At 60.6% G+C, this 21797-nt stretch carries 17 protein-coding genes; 8 read left to right on the forward strand and 9 right to left on the reverse strand.

The features are described 5' to 3' along the window. Positions 1–118: 118 nt before the first annotated feature. The 7 genes from HKK52_RS15040 to nagE all read left to right on the forward strand — a co-directional run bounded on the left by HKK52_RS15040 (position 119) and on the right by nagE (position 8964). Entirely contained in the window at positions 119–670 is a 552-nt protein-coding gene (locus HKK52_RS15040) for an NUDIX hydrolase (RefSeq protein WP_169371470.1), read from the forward strand. A gap of 58 nt (positions 671–728) precedes the next feature. Further along, a complete protein-coding gene (locus tag HKK52_RS15045) occupies positions 729–1232 on the forward strand; it encodes a L,D-transpeptidase family protein (protein WP_169371471.1) in 504 nt (167 codons plus the stop codon). Positions 1233–1672: 440 nt separating this feature from the next. Further along, positions 1673–2404, forward strand: coding sequence for a GntR family transcriptional regulator (locus HKK52_RS15050; RefSeq protein ID WP_169371472.1), 732 nt, complete (start codon positions 1673–1675; stop codon positions 2402–2404). Positions 2405–2425: 21 nt separating this feature from the next. After that, a complete protein-coding gene (gene nagA / locus HKK52_RS15055; RefSeq protein WP_169371473.1) occupies positions 2426–3532 on the forward strand; it encodes an N-acetylglucosamine-6-phosphate deacetylase in 1107 nt (368 codons plus the stop codon). Further along, on the forward strand, positions 3513–4535 hold the full coding sequence (locus tag HKK52_RS15060) for an SIS domain-containing protein (protein ID WP_169371474.1): 1023 nt from the start codon (positions 3513–3515) through the stop codon (positions 4533–4535). Before nagA ends, HKK52_RS15060 begins: the two co-directional genes overlap by 20 nt. A 169-nt stretch (positions 4536–4704) precedes the next feature. Beyond that, on the forward strand, positions 4705–7221 hold the full coding sequence (gene ptsP, locus HKK52_RS15065) for a phosphoenolpyruvate--protein phosphotransferase (RefSeq protein WP_169371475.1): 2517 nt from the start codon (positions 4705–4707) through the stop codon (positions 7219–7221). A 33-nt stretch (positions 7222–7254) separates the two neighbouring features. Further along, on the forward strand, positions 7255–8964 hold the full coding sequence (gene nagE, locus HKK52_RS15070) for an N-acetylglucosamine-specific PTS transporter subunit IIBC (protein WP_169371476.1): 1710 nt from the start codon (positions 7255–7257) through the stop codon (positions 8962–8964). A gap of 95 nt (positions 8965–9059) precedes the next feature. On the opposite strand, the gene HKK52_RS15075 is transcribed toward nagE, so the two are convergent. From HKK52_RS15075 to purL, 3 genes are all read right to left on the reverse strand, one after another. Next, the gene (locus tag HKK52_RS15075; RefSeq protein ID WP_169371477.1) at positions 9060–9404 is read right to left on the reverse strand and encodes a hypothetical protein; all 345 of its coding nucleotides are present in this window, start codon (positions 9402–9404) and stop codon (positions 9060–9062) included. A 222-nt stretch (positions 9405–9626) separates the two neighbouring features. Then, positions 9627–9938: a Nif3-like dinuclear metal center hexameric protein gene (locus HKK52_RS15080; RefSeq protein WP_133837157.1), complete on the reverse strand. Its 312-nt coding sequence runs from the start codon at positions 9936–9938 to the stop codon at positions 9627–9629. 5 nt (positions 9939–9943) lie between these two features. Further along, entirely contained in the window at positions 9944–13840 is a 3897-nt protein-coding gene (gene purL / locus HKK52_RS15085) for a phosphoribosylformylglycinamidine synthase (RefSeq protein ID WP_169371478.1), read from the reverse strand. A 274-nt stretch (positions 13841–14114) separates the two neighbouring features. On the opposite strand from purL, the gene mltF reads away from it, so the two are divergent. Further along, positions 14115–15575: a membrane-bound lytic murein transglycosylase MltF gene (mltF, locus tag HKK52_RS15090; protein ID WP_169371479.1), complete on the forward strand. Its 1461-nt coding sequence runs from the start codon at positions 14115–14117 to the stop codon at positions 15573–15575. Positions 15576–15712: 137 nt separating this feature from the next. Here mltF and pdxJ read toward each other — a convergent pair whose 3' ends face one another. From pdxJ to lepA, 6 genes are all read right to left on the reverse strand, one after another. Next, the gene (gene pdxJ, locus HKK52_RS15095) at positions 15713–16459 is read right to left on the reverse strand and encodes a pyridoxine 5'-phosphate synthase (RefSeq protein WP_169371480.1); all 747 of its coding nucleotides are present in this window, start codon (positions 16457–16459) and stop codon (positions 15713–15715) included. A 49-nt stretch (positions 16460–16508) separates the two neighbouring features. Continuing rightward, a complete protein-coding gene (recO, locus tag HKK52_RS15100) occupies positions 16509–17198 on the reverse strand; it encodes a DNA repair protein RecO (protein ID WP_169371481.1) in 690 nt (229 codons plus the stop codon). 104 nt (positions 17199–17302) lie between these two features. Then, complete coding sequence (gene era, locus HKK52_RS15105) at positions 17303–18205, reverse strand: GTPase Era (protein ID WP_054054777.1); 903 nt, start codon at positions 18203–18205, stop codon at positions 17303–17305. Continuing rightward, complete coding sequence (gene rnc, locus HKK52_RS15110) at positions 18198–18887, reverse strand: ribonuclease III (RefSeq protein ID WP_123405548.1); 690 nt, start codon at positions 18885–18887, stop codon at positions 18198–18200. Before rnc ends, era begins: the two co-directional genes overlap by 8 nt. A 183-nt stretch (positions 18888–19070) precedes the next feature. Beyond that, positions 19071–19925, reverse strand: a complete 855-nt coding sequence (gene lepB / locus HKK52_RS15115) for a signal peptidase I (protein ID WP_169371482.1) — start codon at positions 19923–19925, stop codon at positions 19071–19073. Between the two features lie 5 nt (positions 19926–19930). Next, entirely contained in the window at positions 19931–21730 is a 1800-nt protein-coding gene (lepA, locus tag HKK52_RS15120; protein ID WP_133837151.1) for a translation elongation factor 4, read from the reverse strand. Between the last annotated feature and the right edge of the window lie 67 nt (positions 21731–21797).

Consider the following 21797-nt stretch of genomic DNA (forward strand, 5'->3'; position numbering starts at 1 on the left):
CATCATGCACCAATAGAACCGACCGCCCAACCCCCGAACTGGCCCATGTCGCGAAACGACAACTTGCCGACTGACACCGCCGCACGCCAAGATAGGCGCAGCCTCCAGGAACCCAAGCATGAAATTTTGCAGTCAGTGCGGTAACCCGGTCACCCAGCGCATTCCCGAAGGCGATTCGCGCCTGCGTTTTGTCTGTGACAGCTGTCAGACCATTCACTACCAGAACCCCAATATCGTCGCCGGTTGCGTCGCGACCTGGGGCTCGAAGGTGTTGCTGTGCCGTCGCGCCATCGAGCCGCGCCTCGGTTACTGGACCCTGCCTGCCGGCTTCATGGAAAACGGCGAGACCATCGAGCAGGCCGCCGTGCGCGAGACCGCCGAAGAGGCATGCGCCCGGGTGCGTAACCTGAGCATCTATACGCTGATCGATGTGCCGCACATCAGTCAGGTGCATGTGTTCTTCCGCGCCGAGCTGGTGGACCTGGATTTTGCTGCCGGCCCCGAGAGCCTGGAAGTCATGCTGTTCGATGAAGCCGACATCCCTTGGTCAGAGCTGGCTTTCCGCACGGTGGGCCGTACCTTAGAATGCTTCTTTGCTGACCGGAGGACGGAGGTCTATCCGGTGCGCTCCGAATCGATTCCACCACTCGCTCAGCCTGCCATCATCTAAGCTCTTATCCATAAAACAACTTATATATAGTCGCGACACCTCTAGGGATATCGTTTCAATGCGCTGGTTGCTTGCCTTGTTTTGCCTGTCGTTCGTTATGGTGTCCCAGGCCTCCACCGTGGTCACCCTGGACGGCAAACCCATCGAAAAAGTGCTGGTGCTCAAATCCGCCCATCAACTGCAATTGATCGCCGACGGCAAGCCGCTGCGAACCTACCGCATCTCCCTGGGCAAAAACCCCCGGGGCACGAAGCTGATGGAAGGCGACAAGCGCACGCCAGAGGGCTTTTACTGGGTGGACTGGCGCAAGGTCAGTGATCGCTTCAACCTGGCGATGCACATCTCTTATCCAAACGTTACCGACTCCGCCCGCTCCCGACGCGAAGGGGTCAGCCCCGGCGGCATGATCATGATCCACGGCACCCCCGACACCTATGACTACCCGGAAAACCTGTTCCACACCCTGGACTGGACCGACGGCTGCATCGCCATGCGCAACATGGACATGCGCGAGGTCTGGGGGTTGGTGCCGGATGGGACGATGATTGAGATTCGGCCGTAACACTCCCCGCATGATCGTTCCCACGCTCCGCGTGGGAATGCAGCCCGGGACGCTCCGCGTTCCCCTTTAGAGCTGGAACGCAGAGCGTCCCTTGAGGCATTCCCACGCGGAGCGTGGGAACGATCAACTCAACGATAGTGTTCCGACCGCTACCTTCCGTCGCCCTTCGAAAAAATAAATCAAAAGATCGCAGCCTTCGGCAGCGCCTACAGGGTTGATACCACTCCCACCCGTAGGCGCTGCCGAAGGCTGCGATCTTTGCTTCCGAAATCCCTACCTGTAATACCACTTCAAGCCAACCCCCACTAAACCCGCCCAACAGGCCCGGTTTTCCTGCGCCTAAAGCAAAGTGGCCTCATTGACATGGTATCTAAGTGGTATTAGTTTTCGCCCTACAACCGGGCGACAACAATCCTATATCCGCATCGGAAACAGCCTACATGAACGACATCCAGGCCCTACGTCCTGACGACACCCAGCCGACGCCGCTGTACCTGCAACTGGCGCGCAACCTGGAAGCCGCGATCCACGCCGGCCAATGGAAAGCCGAACAGGCCATGCCGTCGGAGCGCAGCCTCAGCGAAATGCTGGGCATCTCCCGCGTCACCGCCCGCAAAGCACTGGAAGTGTTGTTCGAACAAGGTCTGATCCGGCGCAACCAGGGTTCAGGCACCTTCATCACGCCACGGCTGGAACAACCGCTGTCGCGCCTCTCCGGTTTCAGCGAAATGCTCCGCCTGAAAGGCTTCGTCCCCGGTTCGCAATGGCTGGAGCGGGAAATCACCCCGCCGACCCACGAAGAACTGATCCGCCTCGGCCTCTCGCCCAACGATAAGGTCGCGCGGCTCAAACGCCTGCGTAAAGCCGATGACACGGTGATGGCGATCGAAATGAGCACCCTGCCCGCCTCGATCATCCCCAAGCCGCAAGCCGTGGGCGATTCCCTCTACGAGTTCCTCGACGGCATCGGCAAACCGATTGTCCGCGCCTTGCAACACATCCAGGCGATCAACGCCTCGGACGAATTCGCCGCGCTGGTCGGCATCGCACCGGGCACCGCCATGCTGCTGATGACCCGGGTCGGCTACCTGGAAGACAACACGCCCATCGAAGTCACCGACACCTATTGCCGCAACGACTACTACGACTTTGTTGCAGAGCTTCGTCGCTAAACAAGCTACCGAGAACCGATCATGTCCGAAGACAACATCCTCACCGCCCACGGCTGGGTTCGCGGCCGGCTGATTCACCAACACGGCAAAGTCGTGTCCATCGAAGGCGTGCCCTGCGATCCGGTCGACAACGACTTGCCTTACCTGCTGCCGGGTTTCATCGACCTGCACGTTCACGGCGGCGGCGGCAAAGACATCATGGAAGGCGCGAGCGCTTTCGAAACCATCACCAAAACCCACGTGCGTTTCGGCACGACGTCGCTGCTGGCCACCACCATGACTGCGCCGAGCGAAGAGATTTCCAGCGTGCTCAAAGCCGTCGGCGAGTTCTGCGAGCAGCGGCCGAAAGGTAGCGCCCGGGTGCTCGGCGTGCACCTCGAAGGCCCGTACATCAACCCCGGCAAACTCGGCGCGCAACCGAATTTCGCCCACACCGCGTTGATGGCCGAAGTCGAAGAGTACTTGGCCCTGGCGCCGATCCGCGTGATCACCATCGCTCCGGAAATCGCCGGCCACGACGGTTTGATCCGCGCCCTCAGCGCTCGCGGCGTACGCATGCAAATCGGCCACACCCTCGGCAGTTACGAGGAAGGCGTGGCTGCGCTGGATGCCGGCGCCAGCAGTTTCACCCACCTCTATAACGCCATGAGCCCGCTGCACCACCGCGAGCCCGGCATCGTCGGCGCGGCCCTGGCCCACGCCAAGTACGCCGAACTGATTCCGGATTTGCTGCACGTACACCCCGGCGCCATGCGCGTGGCCCTGCGCTCGATCCCGTGCCTGTATTGCGTCACCGATTCCACCGCTGCCGCAGGCATGCCGGACGGTGAATACAAACTCGGCAGCCACACCGTGACCAAATGCCTGGGCGGTGTGCGCCTGGCCGACGGCACTTTGGCCGGCAGCACCCTGACCATGGATCAGGCGTTGCGCAACCTGGTGAAGATCGGATTGCCGATCGCCGAAGCCTCGCAACGCCTCTCGCAATTCCCCGCCGACTACCTCGGCATCCCCGAACGCGGACGCCTGCAACCCGGCGCCTGGGCCGACTGCGTGCGGCTGGATCGCTCACTCACACTGACCGCCGTCATGGTCGAAGGAGAAGACATTGACTTCAAAAATGCTTGAAGAGGCGCTGTCCTCGTTCGAGGCCGTGCAAGCCCAATTGCAGCAACTCGACCCGCACATGATCGAGATCGCCGGGCGCCTGCGCCGTCAGCCGCCGCAAGTGGCGATGACCGTCGCCCGTGGCAGCTCCGACCATGCGGCGAGTTACTTCGCCTACCTGACCATGCAGCAACTGGGCATCCCGGTGGCGTCGTTGCCGATGTCGGTGGTGACCATGCAGCAAGCGCCGTTGAAGGTCAGCGGCCAGGTGGCGTTCGCCTTCTCGCAATCGGGGCAAAGTCCGGACCTGGTGAACAGCCTGCGTCTGCTGCGTAAGCGCGGCGCCCTGAGCATTTCCATGGTCAATGCCGAAGGCTCGCCACTGGAAGCCGCCTGTGAATTCAGCCTGCCACTGTTGGCCGGCACCGAAAGCAGCGTCGCCGCGACCAAAAGCTTTATCGCCACCCTCAGCGCCAGCGCCCGGTTGATCGCGCATTGGAAAGAAGACGTGGAATTGCTGGAGGCCGGCAACGCACTGCCGGAAGGCCTGCGCGAGGCGGCGCAACAGGACTGGAGCCTGGCCATCGACGCCTTGCGCGATTGTGAACGCCTGATGGTGATCGGCCGTGGCGCCGGTTTTGCCATTGCCCAGGAAGCCGCGCTGAAGTTCAAGGAAACCTCGGCGATCCAGGCTGAAGCCTTCAGCAGTGCCGAAGTGCGCCACGGCCCGATGGCGTTGATCGGCGACCAATACCCATTGCTGGTGTTCGCTCCGCGCGGTGCCGAGCAGGCCGGTTTGCTGAGCCTGGCCGCCGACATGCGCCAACGCGGCGCCCGCGTCTTGCTGGCGGCGCCGGACGATGTCACTGAACGCGACCTGACCCTGACCCGCGCCGAGCACCCGGCCCTCGACCCGATTCTGGCGATCCAGAGTTTCTATGTAATGGCCGCCGGTTTGGCCGTCGCCCGAGGCATGGACCCGGACCAGCCACGGCATTTGAGCAAAGTGACGCGCACGCACTAAGTCGAACGGCGTGCAAATCCCTGTAGGGGCTGACGAGTGAAACGAGGCTGCGATCTTTTGACTTTGATTTTCAAAAGCAAGATCAAAAGATCGCAGCCTCGTTTCACTCGTCAGCTCCTACAAGGGTTGAGTGATCCGAACCGTATTGTTTACTGATGAGTACCGAGCCATGCACAACAATAATAAAGAGCTGACCTTAAGCGCCCCGCTCAGCGGCCCGGTGCTCACGCTCGCCAGAGTCCCCGACCCGGTGTTCGCCAGTGGCGCCATGGGGGACGGGATTGCTATCGATCCATTGAACGACACCCTTCACGCCCCTTGCGCCGGCGTCGTGGTGCACGTCGCCCGCACCGGCCACGCCGTGACCTTGCGCGCCGACAACGGTGCCGAATTGCTCCTGCACCTGGGCCTGGACACGGTTGAGTTGCAGGGCGAAGGTTTTTCGATGCTGGTCAAGGAAGGTGCGCGGGTTGCCAACGGCCAACCGCTGTTGCGCTATGACCTGGACAAGGTCGCGCAGCAGTGCAAAAGCCTGGTCAGCCTGATGATCCTGACCAACAGCCAGGACTTTCAGGCGCGGCCGATCACGTTGAAATCGGTGAAGGTCGGCGATCCGCTGCTGCATATCGTGCGGCGGTTGGCCACTGGCGTGCCGGCCGAAATCGACCTGTCCGGCATCGAAGTTCACGGCCATATTCGCGTCGCCCATCGTGGTGGTTTGCACGCCCGGCCAGCAGCGCTGATTCGCCAGACCGCGCAAGGTTTCAAGAGCAAATCGCAGCTGCATTTCGCTGGTAAGTCGGCGTCCTGCGACAGCTTGATCGGCCTGATGAGCCTGGCCGTCGGCGAACAGGAAGAAGTACAGGTCAGCAGTCAGGGCCCGGATGCGGAAGCAGCGTTGCAAGCGTTGTTGACCGCGTTATCCACAGCGCTGGCCGAAGACAGTCACGCCGCCGCGCCAGCGCCGATTGCCCAGCGCAATCGCCCTGCCGAAGCCGGTGTGTTGCATGGCGTTTGCGCCGCGCCTGGTCTGGTCGCCGGGCCGCTGTTTCGCTTGAACGCGATCAGTCTGCCGGTGGACGCCGGCAACCACGATCCCGAGCAACAACTGCAAGCCCTCGATGCCGCGCTGGCCGTGGCGCGCAGCGAAATCGATCACACGCTGACCCAGGCCAGAAAGCACAAGCACACCGATGAAGAAGCGATCTTCGCCGCACACCTTGCGCTGCTCGAAGACCCGGCATTGCTCGACGCCGCGGCGCAATCCATCGACAAGGGCATGGCCGCGACTCACGCCTGGAGTGAATCCATCGACGTGCAGTGCGACGTCCTCCAGCAACTCGGCAGTCCGTTACTGGCCGAGCGCGCCAACGATCTGCGCGACCTCAAGCAACGGGTGCTGCGCGCCCTGCTTGGGGAAACCTGGCACTACGACATTCCCGTTGGCGCCATCGTGGCGGCCCATGAACTGACCCCGTCCGACTTGCTGCAACTCAGCCAGCACGGTGTCGCCGGGTTGTGCATGGCGGCGGGTGGCGCGACTTCTCACGTCGCCATTCTCGCTCGGGGCAAAGGCCTGCCATGCCTGGTGGCACTCGGTTCAGCGCTGCTGGATCAGGCGCAAGGCCAAGCGGTGGTGCTGGATGCCGACGGCGGTCGCCTCGAACTGACGCCGACCGCCGGACGCCTGGCCGAGGTGCAGCAGGCGCAACTCGATCACCAACAACGTCGCGCCCAACAACAGGCGCAAGCGCACACCCCGGCGTTGACCCTCGATGGCTTGCACGTTGAAGTCGCAGCCAATGTCGCGTCCAGTGCCGAAGCGGCGGATGCGTTGGCCAATGGCGCCGATGGTGTCGGCCTGCTACGTACCGAGTTTCTCTTCGTCGACCGCAACACCGCGCCGGACGAACAGGAACAGCGTCTCGCCTACCAAGCCGTGCTCGATGCCATGGGCGACAAATCGGTGATTATCCGCACCATCGACGTCGGCGGCGACAAGCAACTCGACTACCTGCCACTGCCTGCCGAAGCCAATCCGGTGCTCGGTTTGCGCGGCATTCGCCTGGCTCAGGTGCGCCCGGAACTGCTCGATCAGCAACTGCGCGCGCTGCTGCACGTCAGCCCGTTGTCGCGCTGCCGGATCCTGTTGCCGATGGTCACCGAAGTCGATGAGTTGCTGCACATCCGCCAACGCCTCGATGCCTTGTGCACTGAGTTGGAACTGACCCAGCGCCCGGAGCTGGGGGTGATGATCGAAGTTCCGGCCGCCGCGCTGCTGGCCGAGCAATTGGCCGAACACGCGGACTTCCTGTCCATCGGCACCAACGATTTGTCCCAGTACACCCTGGCCATGGACCGCGACCACGCGGGATTGGCCTCGCGGATCGATGCGCTGCACCCGGCGCTGCTGCGATTGATCGCGCAAACCTGTGCTGGCGCGGCGGTGCATAACCGTTGGGTCGGGGTGTGCGGTGCGCTCGCCTCCGATCCGTTGGCCACGCCAGTACTGATCGGGCTGGGTGTCAGTGAGTTGTCGGTAAGCCCGGTGCAGGTCGGTGAAATCAAGGACCGCGTCCGGCATCTGGACGCGAGCGAATGCCGACGCATCAGCCAGGGCTTGCTCAAATTGAGCAGCGCCAGCGCGGTGCGTCATGCCTGTCACCAACATTGGCCTCTGAGCTGAAACAACTACAAAAAGAATCCAGGGAGATACGCCATGTACCAATACTTTATCGAAGGCCTGCAGCGCCTCGGCCGCGCGCTGATGCTGCCGATCGCGATCCTGCCGATTGCCGGCCTGTTGCTGCGCCTGGGCGACACCGACCTGCTGAACATCGCGATCATCCACGACGCCGGTCAGGTGATCTTCGCCAACCTGGCGATGATCTTCGCCATCGGCATCGCGGTCGGGTTCGCCAAGGACAACAACGGCACGGCGGGTCTGGCCGGGGTCATTGGTTACCTGGTGATGGTCTCCACCCTCAAGGTGCTCGATGCCAGCATCAACATGGGTATGCTCGCCGGGATCGTCAGCGGCTTGATGGCCGGCGCGCTGTACAACCGCTTCAAGGACATCAAGTTGCCGGAGTACCTCGCCTTCTTCGGTGGCCGACGCTTTGTGCCGATTGTCACCGGGTTTGCCGCCGTTGGCCTCGGCCTGATCTTTGGCCTGGTCTGGCCGCCGATCCAGCAAGGCATCAACAGCTTCGGCGCGCTGATGATGGAAAGCGGCAGCTTCGGCGCGTTTGTCTTCGGCGTGTTCAACCGGCTGCTGATCGTCACCGGCCTGCACCACATCCTCAACAACATGGCGTGGTTCGTGTTTGGCAACTTCACCGACCCGACCACGGGCGCCCTCGTCACCGGCGACCTGTCGCGCTACTTCGCTGGCGATCCGAAGGGTGGCCAGTTCATGACCGGCATGTTCCCGATGATGATCTTCGGCCTACCTGCCGCGTGCCTGGCGATGTACCGCAACGCCCTGCCGGAACGGCGCAAAGTCATGGGCGGGATCTTCCTGTCGATGGCCCTCACCTCGTTCCTGACCGGCGTGACCGAGCCGATCGAGTTTGCGTTCATGTTCCTCGCGCCGATGCTGTATCTGGTGCACGCCGTGCTGACCGGCCTATCGATGGCCATCACCAATATGCTGAACATTCACCTCGGGTTTACCTTCTCTGGCGGTTTCATCGACATGGTCCTCGGCTGGGGTAAATCCACCAATGGCTGGCTGGTGATCCCGGTTGGCTTGGCCTACGCGGTGATCTACTACGTGGTGTTCGACTTCTGTATTCGCCGCTTCAACCTCAAGACGCCGGGGCGCGAAGATGTGGCTTCCGCCGAGAAGGTCGTGTTTGCTGAGAACGAGCGCGCCGGCGCCTACATCAAGGCGTTGGGCGGCGCGGACAACTTGATCACCGTCGGTGCCTGCACTACGCGTTTGCGACTGGACATGGTGGATCGCAACAAAGCCAATGATGCCGAGTTGAAAGCGCTGGGCGCGATGGCCGTGGTGCGTCCGGGCAAGGGCGGGAGTTTGCAGGTAGTGGTCGGGCCGATGGCGGACAGCATTGCTGATGAAATTCGGCTGGCGATGCCGGCGTTGGGTCGCGCGGTTATTACCAGCCCCGCCGTTGTGGTCGAAGTGGCGAAACCTGTTGCGCTGCCTGAAGCCCAGCAATGGCTGAATGCCTTGGGCGGTGGCGACAATGTGCTGCAAATGGACTGCATCGCCATGACCCGGATTCGCCTGCAACTGGCGGACGGCAAGGCGTTGTCGGAGTGTCAGTTGAAGGAATTGGGGTGTCAGGGTGTCAGTCAGCTTGAGGGTGGGGTTTGGCACTTGTTGATAGGCGACAAGGCGCCCAGTTTGAGCGGGGCGTTGGAGGCATTGGTTAATCGTAGTGAGGTGAGTGCGAAGGTTTAGATCGTCAGCGCCTGACAACTCGTTATCGCGAGCTTGCTCGCGATAACACGAGAAAAGGACTTCTCAGATAGCGGCCTCTCACCGAAAGCGCCGTCCTATTGTTTCACTGGTGGTTTAAGGTTAATCAACCTTGGCTCGGATGCCTGTTTTTCTTGGTCGCTTAGATCAACAAAAAAACGCCACACATTAGAGCGTGTTCCATCAGCTTGAGTTTCAACCTGAAGTGCATGAGGCCCCGGAGTCATCTGAGTCAGCATAGTTTGCCAAGTATTTGACCCGAACATTTCCATTGGCCCTATCAGTGCACCGTTGTCGTATAAATTAAGGTCTTTAAACTCATACGTCGTTCCCTCAAATATCACCATATGATCTTTAACAATCCCTTTATCAGGAACTGGATTAAAAAAATAATCATAGACCGCAGTAATAGAAGGTTCCATTTTAATACTCCATTTGAACAGACCGGATTGGAGACCTATAAAACCTCTTCCTGGGCCCGCTGCCTACTGTCAGACCTGACAGGTATTTGAAGATTTTCGGCAAGCGGTAAGAGTGTTCCAACGAACAATTGGCTTGGGAAGCAGCGGGAAGCAACAACTCCCAAACAACAAAAAACCCGCTGATCTGCATCAGCGGGTTTCTCATTTCAGCGGTCTGGAAGATCAGAAATCCTCCAACCGCCACACTTCATAAGCCGGCGTCTCGTAGGGATGGCTGAGTTTCAACGCGGCCACCGCGGCCACGATCAACTCATCCGCCACCACCAGCTCGACCTTCCATTCCTCGACCTGCTCGACCTGCCCTGCTTCGCCAATAAACGGCTGACTGCCGTCCAAAGGGCGAAACTGGCCCAGGCCCAACACCTGCCAGGCGCAGTGATCATAAGCACCGATCCGCCCACCACCGGCGGCGAATACGGCACTCTTGACCTGTTCCACATGACTGGCCGGCACAAAAAAGCAGAGCTTGTACACAGGCCTTAGTTCACCCAGACGCGTGCGTTACGGAACATACGCATCCAAGGTGCGTCTTCGTTCCAGTCTTCCGAGCGCCACGAGTTCTGCACGGCGCGGAACACACGTTCCGGGTGCGGCATCATGATCGTTACGCGACCGTCGCGGCTGGTCAAACCGGTGATCCCGCGCGGCGAGCCGTTCGGGTTGGCCGGGTATTTCTCGGTGACCTTGCCGTGGTTGTCGACGAAACGCATGGCCACGCAACCGGACAGATCGGCTTCCAGCAACGCTTCTTCGCTGGCGAACTCGGCATGACCTTCACCGTGAGCGATGGCGATCGGCATGCGCGAACCGGCCATGCCTTGCAGGAAGATCGAGTTCGACTCCTGGACCTGGACCATCGCCACGCGGGCTTCGAACTGCTCGGAACGGTTGCGCACGAAGTGCGGCCAGAACTCGCTGCCCGGGATCAGCTCGTGCAGGTTGGACATCATCTGGCAACCGTTGCACACGCCGAGGGTGAAGCTGTCGTTACGTTCGAAGAAGCCCTGGAACGCATCGCGAGCGCGGCTGTTGAACAGCGCGGATTTGGCCCAGCCTTCACCAGCACCCAATACGTCGCCGTAGGAGAAACCGCCGCAAGCGACCAGACCTTTGAACTCGTTCAGGTCGACACGGCCGGCCAGAATGTCGCTCATGTGCACGTCGATCGCGTTGAAACCGGCGCGGTCGAAGGCTGCGGCCATTTCCACCTGACCGTTGACGCCCTGCTCACGCAGTACGGCAACCTGTGGGCGGATGTTTTTCTTGATGTAAGGCGCAGCGACGTCCTGGTTGACGTCGTAGCTCAGCTTGACGCTCAGGCCCGGGTTGTCTTCTTCCAGCAGCACGTCGAACTCTTGCTCGGCGCAGTCGGCGTTGTCACGCAGACGCTGAATCTGGTAGCTGGTTTCAGCCCAGGTCCGTTGCAGCAGACGACGCTGGCCTTCGAACACGGTTTCGCCGTTGAAGGTGATGTTGATCTGGCCGTTGTTCATCGGCTGACCGATCACCGACACGCAGTCGCCCAGACCGGCCGCGCTGAATTGCGCGAGGATGTCTGGAGTAGCGTCCTGGCGAACCTGGATTACCGCGCCGAGTTCTTCGTTGAACAGGATCGCGGCGATGTCGGCGGACGTTTCCGCCAGACCGTCGAGGTTCAGGCTCAAGCCGCAGTGACCGGCGAAGGCCATTTCGACAACGCTGGTCAGCAGACCACCGTCGGAACGGTCGTGGTAAGCCAGCAGGTGACCGTCGGCGTTGAGGCCCTGGATCACGGCGAAGAAGGCTTTCAGGTCTTCGGCATCATCGACGTCCGGCGCTTGCGAGCCGAGCTTGCCGTGAACCTGGGCCAGGATCGAGGCGCCCATGCGGTTCTGGCCACGGCCCAGGTCGATCAGGATCAGGTCGGTGGTGCCTTTATCCATGCGCAGTTCCGGGGTCAGGGTCTGACGGATGTCAGCCACTGGCGCGAAACCGGTCACGATCAGGGACATTGGCGACGTCACGGTCTTGTCGACGCCTTCGTCGTTCCAGCGCGTGGCCATGGACATCGAGTCCTTGCCCACCGGAATGGTAATGCCCAGGTCCGGGCACAGTTCCATACCGACCGCTTTCACGGTGTCGTACAGACGCGCATCTTCACCCGGGTGACCGGCAGCGGACATCCAGTTCGCCGACAACTTGATGTCGGAGATCTTGTTGATGCGCGACGCGGCGATGTTGGTCAGGGTTTCGCCGATGGCCATGCGGCCCGACGCCGGAGCGTCCAGCAGTGCCAGCGGAGTACGCTCGCCCATGGCCATGGCTTCACCGGTGTAGACGTCGAAGCTGGTGGCGGTGACGGCAACGTCGGCCACCGGAACCTGCCACGGGCCGACCATTTGGTCACGGGCCACGAGGCCGGTGATGGTGCGGTCGCCGATGGTGATCAGGAAGCTTTTGCTCGCGACAGCCGGGTGATGCAGAACGCGTTCAACGCAGTCGGCAATCTCCAGCGTCGACGGATCGAAGTCGTCGCCCAGTTCGTTTTCACGAACGGCCGAACGGTGCATACGCGGGGCTTTGCCCAGCAGCACTTCGAGTGGCATGTCCACCGGGCTGTTGCCGAAGTGGCTGTCGGTGACCGTCAGTTGCGGCTCGGCAGTGGCTTCACCGACGACGGCAAACGGGCAACGCTCACGTTCGCAGATCGCCTGGAAGCGATCGAAGTCCGCCGGGCCGACGGCCAGAACGTAGCGTTCCTGGGATTCGTTGCTCCAGATTTCGTGCGGGGCCATGCCCGGCTCGTCGTTTGGAATGTTGCGCAGTTCGAAGCGGCCACCCCGGTCGCCGTCGTTGACCAGTTCCGGGAAGGCGTTGGACAGACCGCCCGCGCCCACGTCGTGGATGAAGCTGATCGGGTTTTTGTCGCCCAACTGCCAGCAACGGTCGATGACTTCCTGGCAGCGACGTTCCATCTCAGGGTTTTCGCGCTGTACGGATGCGAAGTCCAGGTCCGCCGAGCTGGTGCCGGTGGCCATGGAGGAAGCCGCGCCGCCGCCCAGGCCGATCAGCATTGCCGGGCCGCCGAGGACGATCAGCTTGGAGCCGACGGTGATTTCGGCTTTCTGGACGTGTTCGGCACGGATGTTACCCATGCCGCCGGCCAGCATGATCGGCTTGTGGTAACCGCGAACTTCGTCGCCACGCGGGGTGGTGATCGACTGTTCGAAGGTACGGAAGTAACCAGTCAGGGCTGGACGGCCGAATTCGTTGTTGAACGCGGCGCCACCCAGTGGGCCTTCGATCATGATGTCCAGCGCAGTCACGATGCGCTCAGGCTTGCCGTATGGCACTTCCCACGGCTGTTCGAAGCCTGGGATCTGCAAGTTCGATACGGTGAAACCGGTCAGGCCAGCCTTTGGCTTGGCGCCACGACCGGTCGCGCCTTCGTCGCGAATCTCGCCGCCACTACCGGTGGCTGCACCTGGGAACGGGGCAATCGCAGTCGGGTGGTTGTGGGTCTCGACTTTCATCAGGATGTGCACCGGCTCCTGCACCGCGCCGTACTGGCGGGTTTCAGGGTCCGGGAAGAAACGACCGGCGACGTTGCCGACGATCACCGAAGCGTTGTCCTTATAAGCCGACAGAACGCCTTCGCTGTGCATCACGTAGGTGTTCTTGATCATGCCGAACAGGCTTTTTTCCTGGCTCTGGCCGTCGATGTCCCAACTGGCGTTGAAGATCTTGTGACGGCAATGCTCGGAGTTCGCCTGGGCGAACATCATCAATTCGATGTCGTGCGGGTTGCGCTTCAAGCCGATGAAGGCGTTGACCAGGTAATCGATCTCGTCGTCGGCCAGGGCCAGGCCCAGCTCGGTGTTGGCTTTTTCCAGCGCGGCGCGGCCGCCACCCAACACGTCGATCGCAGTCAAGGGCTTCGGTTCGGCATGGCTGAACAGGCCGGCGGCCTGTTCGAGGTTGCCCAACACGATTTGCGTCATGCGGTCGTGCAGACCATCGGCAATCAGCTGCGCTTCGGCTTCGCTGAACTGGCCGGCGACGTAGAACGCGATGCCGCGTTCCAGACGCTGGATTTTGCTCAGGCCGCAGTTGCGAGCGATGTCGCTGGCTTTACTGGACCACGGCGAGATGGTGCCGAAACGCGGCAACACCAGGAACAGACGACCGGTCGGTTCTTGCACCGGGACACTTGGGCCGTACTTCAGAAGGCGCGCGAGCACCTGCTGTTCGTCGCCGGTCAGGACGCCGGTGACTTCGGCGAAGTGAGCGAATTCAGCATACAAGCCGCTGACAGCCGGGACCTTCTGGCTCAGTTGCTCAAGGAGTTTGCTGTGGCGAAAGGCAGAAAGGGCAGGAGCGCCGCGCAGGATCAACATCTTCGGGACAGCCTCGGGAAGGGGTGTGCTTTGAGGCCGTGCATTCTAGCCTAAACCGCCCGCGACATCACCCGAAACGGTACGCACGGCCGTACCCGAACGTCGGGCCGGGTATCCGGGCCGCGAACAGGTGCGTTTCACGGGTTATTTTTTCTGTCACAAAATGCTGTTCGGGCCCATTCCTGCGGGCTCCCGGGCAGTTTTCCATTGCCTAGCAGACAAGCCCTTCGCTGTCGAGATATGGCGCTCGTGGTCCTTTGCGTATACTGCGCAGATGTTTTCCCCAACGGCTTTGCGTCCGCGGTACGCCAAATGGCTGATCGCAACCGGACTCTTCCTGGTGCTCAGTGGCTGTGTTGATAAACCCAACACGCTGGAGCGCGTAAAGGAGGATGGCGTGCTGCGGGTCATTACCCGGAACAGCCCCGCCACCTACTTTCAGGATCGTAACGGCGAAACCGGCTTCGAATACGAGCTGGTGAAGCGCTTTGCCGAAGATCTGGGGGTCGAGCTCAAAATCGAAACCGCTGACAACCTCGACGACCTGTTCAATCAGGTGGGCAAGCCTAACGGCCCGGTGCTGGCTGCTGCCGGTCTGGTCAGCAGCGAGCAACGCAAGAAGCAGGTACGGTTTTCCCACTCCTACCTGGAAGTCACCCCACAGATCATCTACCGCAACGGCCAGTCACGGCCGACGGACGCTGGCGATCTGGTCGGCAAAAAGATCATGGTGCTCAAGGGCAGCACCCACGCCGAGCAACTGGCGGAGCTGAAAAAGAAATATCCCGGTATTGAATACGAAGAGTCCGACGCGGTTGAAGTCGTCGACCTGCTGCGCATGGTGGATGAGGGCCAGATCGACCTGACACTGGTCGATTCCAATGAAGTGGCGATGAACCAGGTCTACTTCCCCAAAATCCAGGTCGCCTTCGATCTCGGCGATGCCAGCAACCAGAGCTGGGCGGTGGCCGCCGGCGAAGACAACAGCCTGCTCAACGAGATCAACGCCTACCTCGACAAGGTGAAGAAAAACGGCACCTTGCAACGCCTGAAAGACCGGTATTACGGCCACGTCGATGTGCTCGGCTACATGGGTGCGACCACCTTCGCCCAGCATCTGCAACAACGGCTGCCGAAATACGAACAGCACTTCAAGAACTACGCCAAGAAAGAGAAAGTCGACTGGCGCCTGCTGGCGGCGGTGGGTTATCAGGAATCGCTGTGGCAACCGGCGGTCACGTCCAAGACCGGCGTGCGCGGCCTGATGATGTTGACCCAGAACACCGCGCAGGCCATGGGCGTGTCCAACCGCCTCGACCCCAAGCAGAGCATCATGGGCGGCGCCAAGTACCTGGCCTACATGAAGGATCAGCTGGACGAGTCGATCCAGGAACCGGATCGCACCTGGTTTGCGCTGGCAGCCTACAACGTCGGCAGCGGTCACCTGGATGACGCGCGCAAACTGGCAGCCAGGGAAGGGTTGAACCCGGACAAATGGCTGGATGTGAAGAAGATCCTGCCGCGGCTTTCAGAGAAGAAGTGGTTCAGCAAAACCCGTTACGGCTACGCCCGGGGCGGCGAGCCAGTGCATTTCGTGGCGAACATCCGTCGCTACTACGACATCCTGACCTGGGTCACGCAGCCGCAGCTTGAAGGCGATCAAGTGGCCGAGGGCAACCTGCACGTGCCGGGGATCGACAAGTCCAAGCCGAATCAGGAAACACCGCCGCTTTAGATCTTTGATCGTTCCCACGCTCCGCGTCAGCGGGTGAAGTGGAACGCGGAGCGTCCCCGGCGGCATTCCCACGCGGAGCGTAGGAACGATCAATCCCGTAGGAGCGAGGCTTGCCCGCGAAGGTAGCGCCGCCTACCTCAACCCTTGAGCGCCGCCGCCAGAATCAGCGCCTTCATCTCCGAAACCGCCGACTTGAACCCGACAAACAACGCATGGGCCACCAGCGCATGGCCGATGTTCAGTTCGTTGATGCCCTTGATCGCCGCCACCGCTTCGACGTTGTGATAGTGCAGGCCATGGCCTGCGTTGACGATCAAGCCCTGGGTCAGACCAAACGCCACGCCATCGGCCACACGCTTGAGTTCTTCTGCCACTTCGGCCGGCGTCTCGGCATCGGCATAACGGCCGGTGTGCAGCTCGATAGCGGGGGCACCAACGCGCTTGGACGCCGCGATCTGCCGCTCGTCAGCATCGATAAACAACGACACTTCACAACCGATCTTCGACAGGCGATCCACCGCAGCCTTGATCCGCGCTTCCTGCCCCGCCACGTCCAGGCCACCTTCGGTGGTCAGTTCCTGACGGGTTTCCGGGACCAGGCAAATGTGCGCCGGGCGGATGCGTTCGGCGAACGCCATCATTTCTTCGGTGACGCCCATTTCGAAGTTCATGCGGGTTTGCAGCACGTCCTTGAGCAGCAGCACGTCGCGCTCCTGGATGTGCCGGCGGTCTTCGCGCAGGTGCACGGTGATGCCATTGGCACCCGCCTCTTCGGCATCCAGTGCTGCCTTGACCGGATCCGGGTAGCGAGTGCCCCGGGCCTGACGCAGGGTGGCAACGTGGTCGATGTTCACGCCAAGAAGAATGCGATTGCTGGTGGTCACGGAAGCGCTCCTGAAGAGAGGTAAGTTCGGTGCACAGCATACGGGGTGATCAGGGCTTGCGAAACAACTCGCGACTGACGAGCGGACGACCACCCAGGTGAACAGCCAGTGCCTGACGCATCAGACGCTTGGCGGCGGACAGTGCGCCTGGGGCAGACCAGTCAGCTTCGGACATAGCCAACAACTCAGTGCCATTGAACAGACCGGGTTGCAGCAAGTAAACCCGCTCCAGCCCCGCGTCCACCTGCAGACGATAGAGACCATCTGCCGCGATAGGATCGCCGTGGATGTCGGCGTTCAGCGCAAAACCGTAGCCAAGATCGTCCAGCAAGCGCCATTCGAACGAGCGCAGCAACGGCTCCAGCGGGCGGCCTTCAGCCAGAGCAAGCAACGTCGCAGCGTAGTGATCGAACACACCGGGATGCGGATCTTCGGCCGGCAGCAGGCGAATCAGCAGTTCATTAAGGTAGAGGCCACTGAACAGCGCCTCGCCAACGAGCCATGTCGAAGTCCCCGCACTCTCCATGCGCCCGACATTCTTAAGCTCACCCCGACCACGAAACTCGACCTCCAGCGGCACGAATGGCCGTGCCAGGGTCCCGGCCTTACCTCGCGCACTGCGCAACACCGCCCTCAGCCGACCTTGCGGCGTGAGGAAGTCCACCAGCGCACTGCTTTCGCGGTAGGCGCGGCTGTGGAGCACGTAGGCAAGTTGGCCGATGGGCGCGGTGGTCGACATGGTGGTCTTGTGTCCCGGTCAGGGATTGCAAAAAAAGATCGCAGACTTCGGCAGCTCCTACAAGGAGTTGCCGAAGGCTGCGATCTTTTGATCGTTGAAGCGTGTTACAGGTCGCCGTAACCCAGCGAACGCAGGGCGCGTTCGTCGTCGGACCAGCCACCTTTCACTTTCACCCAGAGGTTGAGCATGATCTTGGAGTCGAACAGCAGCTCCATGTCCTTGCGCGCCTCGGTGCCGATGCGTTTGATGCGCTCGCCCTTGTCACCAATGATGATCTTTTTCTGGCCATCACGTTCGACGAGGATCAAGGCATGGATGTGCAGGGTTTTGCCCTGCTGCTTGAACTCTTCGATTTCAACGGTGATCTGGTACGGCAGCTCTGCACCCATCTGGCGCATGATTTTTTCGCGCACCAGTTCAGCGGCGAGGAAGCGGCTGCTGCGGTCGGTGATCTGGTCTTCCGGGAAGAAGTGCTCGTTTTCCGGCAGGTAGCCGGCGATCACGCGCTCCAGCGCTTCGAGGTTGTGCCCGTGCTGGGCCGAGATCGGCATGATCTGCGCGTTCGGCAGCTGCTCCTGCAACCAGCTCAGGTGCGGCATCAGTTCGGCTTTGTCTTCGATGCGGTCGGTCTTGTTCAGCGCCACGATCAACGGGCCAGTCACGTACTGCACGCGCTCGAGGACCATCTGGTCTTCGTCGGTCCACTTGGTGCGGTCAACCACGAAGATCACCACGTCGACGTCTTTCAACGCCGCCGAAGCGGTTTTGTTCATGTAGCGGTTCAGCGCTTTTTCGCCACCCTTGTGCATGCCCGGGGTGTCGACGTAGACAGCCTGGATGGCGCCTTCAGTCTTGATGCCCAGCATGTTGTGGCGGGTGGTTTGCGGCTTGCGCGAGGTGATCGCCAGCTTCTGACCCAGGATGTGGTTCAGCAGCGTGGACTTGCCCACGTTGGGACGGCCGACGATGGCAACATAGCCACAGCGTGTTGCGGTTGTATCAGTCATTGCCATTCTCCACACCCAGGGCAATCAGTGCTGCGGCGGCCGCTACCTGTTCGGCAATACGACGACTCACACCCTGACCTCGGCTTTTTTCATTCAGTAAGGTGATTTCGCATTCGACGAAGAAGACTCGGCAATGCGGCTCACCCTGGATATCCACCACTTCGTAACGTGGCAGCTCACAGCCCCGGGATTGCAGGAATTCCTGCAGGCGGGTTTTCGGATCCTTGTTGGTGTCGACCAGGGTCAGGCCCTCGAACTCACCGGTTAGCCAGGCCAGCACGCGTTCGCGCGCCATGTCCATGCCGGCGTCCAGGTAGATCGCACCTATCAACGCTTCCAGGGCATCAGCCAGAATCGACTCGCGACGGAAACCGCCACTTTTCAATTCACCGGAACCCAGGCGCAGGTAGTCGCCCAGATCGAAACCACGGGCCAGTACGGCCAGGGTCTCACCTTTCACCAGGCGTGCGCGCAAACGCGACAACTGGCCTTCGCGGGCCAGCGGGAAGCGATCGAACAGCGCCTCGCCGGCGACGAAGTTGAGGATGGCATCACCGAGGAATTCCAGGCGCTCGTTGTTACGCCCGGCAAAACTGCGGTGAGTCAGGGCCAGGACCATCAGTTCCTGGTCTTTGAAGGTGTAGCCGAGCTGACGCTCTAGACGGCTTAAGGAGGCGCTCACGGTTTACCCACGCTGAGTTCGTGGTTGGATTCCACCGCCATCGCCATGATGCGGCGCAGGCTTGGGACACTTAACGCTGTGTTCAAAAATTACGTCCTGAATATCATTGTTTTCATGCTTCTGGGCCGATTGTGGCGGTTCCAGAAATGCATTCGGCGCTGTGTTCAACAGCGCCGTGTGTGATTACTTGATCAGGCCAACCCGCGAGAAATTCGGCAGGTGACTGAGTTTGGGTTCCGGCCAGCTCATCCAGACCGCGAAGGCCTTGCCGACGATATTCTTGTCGGGAACCATGCCCAGCAGATCCTTGGGAATGTTCGGATCATCCCAGTAGCGACTGTCGTTGGAGTTGTCGCGGTTGTCGCCCATCATGAAGTAGTGCCCGGCAGGCACGGTCCAGGTATGGTCCGGCGTTGCGCGGTAGCGGCTCATTTCCTTGCGGATCAAGTGCTCGGCTTCGCCGAGTTTTTCCTTGTAGAGCTCGGCACTGCCCAGCGTGCCCGGCTCGGAACCGACCAGCTGCTCGGCGATCGACTCACCGTTGACGAACAGACGCTTGTCCGCGGTGTAACGAATCTGGTCACCCGGCAGCCCGACTACACGCTTGATGTAGTTGACGTTCGGATCGCTCGGATAGCGGAACACCATCACATCGCCACGCTGTGGATCACCGACATCGATGACTTTCTGGTCGAGCACCGGCAGGCGGATCCCGTAGGAAAACTTGCTCACCAGGATGAAGTCGCCCACGTCCAGGGTCGGTTTCATCGAGCCGGAAGGAATCTGGAACGGTTCCACCAGGAACGAACGCAGCACCAGCACGATGAACAACACCGGGAAGAACGACTTGCCGTATTCAACCAGCAGCGGCTCTTTGTTCAGCTTCTCGACCACCACCCCATCAGGCTGGCTGACGCTGCCTTGATAGGAGGTGATGGCGGCACGCCGACGCGGCGCCAGGAAAACCAGATCGAGCAACGCCAACAGGCCGCAGACGAACACGGCGATGACCAGCAACAGCGGGAAATTTAGTGACATAGGACCTAACTATCCAACCTGAGCACTGCAAGGAAGGCTTCTTGTGGAATTTCCACGTTGCCCACTTGCTTCATGCGTTTCTTACCGGCCTTTTGCTTTTCAAGCAGTTTTTTCTTACGGCTAACGTCACCGCCGTAGCATTTGGCCAATACGTTCTTTCTGAGTGCCTTGACGGAGGTCCGTGCAATGATCTGCCCGCCAATGGCGGCCTGGATCGCGACGTCGAACATCTGGCGCGGAATCAGTTCTTTCATCTTCTCGGTCAACTGGCGACCTTTGTAGTGCGCGTTATCCTTGTGCACGATCAGCGCCAGGGCGTCGACCTTGTCACCGTTGATCAGCACATCCAGTTTCACCAGATTAGCTGATTGATAACGATCGAAATGGTAATCCAGCGAAGCATAGCCGCGACTGGTGGATTTCAGACGGTCGAAGAAGTCCAGGACCACTTCGTTCATCGGCAAATCGTAGGTCACCTGGACCTGGGTACCGAGGAACAGCATGTCGTGCTGGACGCCACGTTTTTCGATACACAGGGTAATGACGTTGCCCAGGTGCTCTTGCGGCACAAGAATATTGGCCCGCACGATCGGCTCACGCATGTCTTCGATCGAGGACAGGTCTGGGAGCTTGGACGGGTTGTCGACGTAAATCGTTTCACCGGTTTTCAGCAACAGCTCGAAAATCACCGTCGGCGCCGTGGTGATCAGGTCCAGGTCGTACTCGCGCTCGAGGCGCTCCTGGATGATTTCCATGTGCAGCATGCCGAGGAACCCGCAACGGAAGCCGAAGCCCAGGGCGTCGGAGCTTTCCGGGGTGTACTGCAGGGACGAGTCGTTGAGCGTGAGCTTTTGCAGGGCTTCACGGAAATCTTCGAAGTCGTCGGAGCTGACCGGAAACAGGCCGGCGTAAACCTGCGGCTGAATGCGCTTGAAGCCGGGCAGCACGTCAACGTCGGGGGTGGAGCTCAAGGTCAGGGTGTCACCGACCGGTGCACCGTGAATGTCCTTGATACCGGCGATGATGAAGCCCACTTCGCCGGCTTTCAGGTCGACGGTGGCAGTGTGTTTCGGGTTGAACACACCGACGCTGTCCACCAGGTGCATCTTGCCGGTGGACTTGACCAGGATCTTGTCGCCCTTCTTCACACGGCCGTGGCGCACGCGTACCAGGGAAACAACGCCCAGGTAGTTGTCGAACCAGGAATCGATGATCAACGCTTGCAGCGGATCTTCGTAGTTGCCGGTCGGCGCAGGAATGGTGTGAACCAGGCGTTCGAGTACTTCGTCGACACCCAGGCCAGTCTTGGCACTGCACTCGACTGCATCGGTAGCATCGATGCCGATGATTTTCTCGATTTCTTCTTTGACGCGGTCCGGATCGGCCTGTGGCAGGTCGATCTTGTTCAGGACCGGCATCACTTCCAGGCCCTGCTCGATCGCCGTATAGCAGTTGGCAACCGATTGCGCTTCAACGCCCTGACCCGCATCGACCACCAGCAACGCACCTTCACAGGCCGCCAGCGACCGGCTGACTTCATAGGTGAAGTCGACGTGGCCGGGGGTATCAATGAAGTTCAACTGGTACTTGATGCCATCGCGGGCAGTGTAATAAAGGGTGACGCTATGGGCCTTGATGGTGATCCCGCGTTCACGTTCCAGGTCCATGGAGTCCAGGACCTGGGCTTCCATTTCGCGCTCGGCAAGGCCGCCGCACATCTGGATGAAGCGGTCGGCCAGCGTCGACTTGCCATGGTCAATGTGGGCGATGATGGAGAAATTGCGGATATGACTCAAATCACTCACGGATCAACACTCAAAAAGGCTGCAGGCATAGCCCGCCGAAAAATAGCCGGGAATTGTACCTGATCCA

Source organism: Pseudomonas sp. ADAK2 (genome assembly GCF_012935755.1).
In the GTDB taxonomy this organism is placed as follows: Bacteria; Pseudomonadota; Gammaproteobacteria; order Pseudomonadales; family Pseudomonadaceae; genus Aquipseudomonas.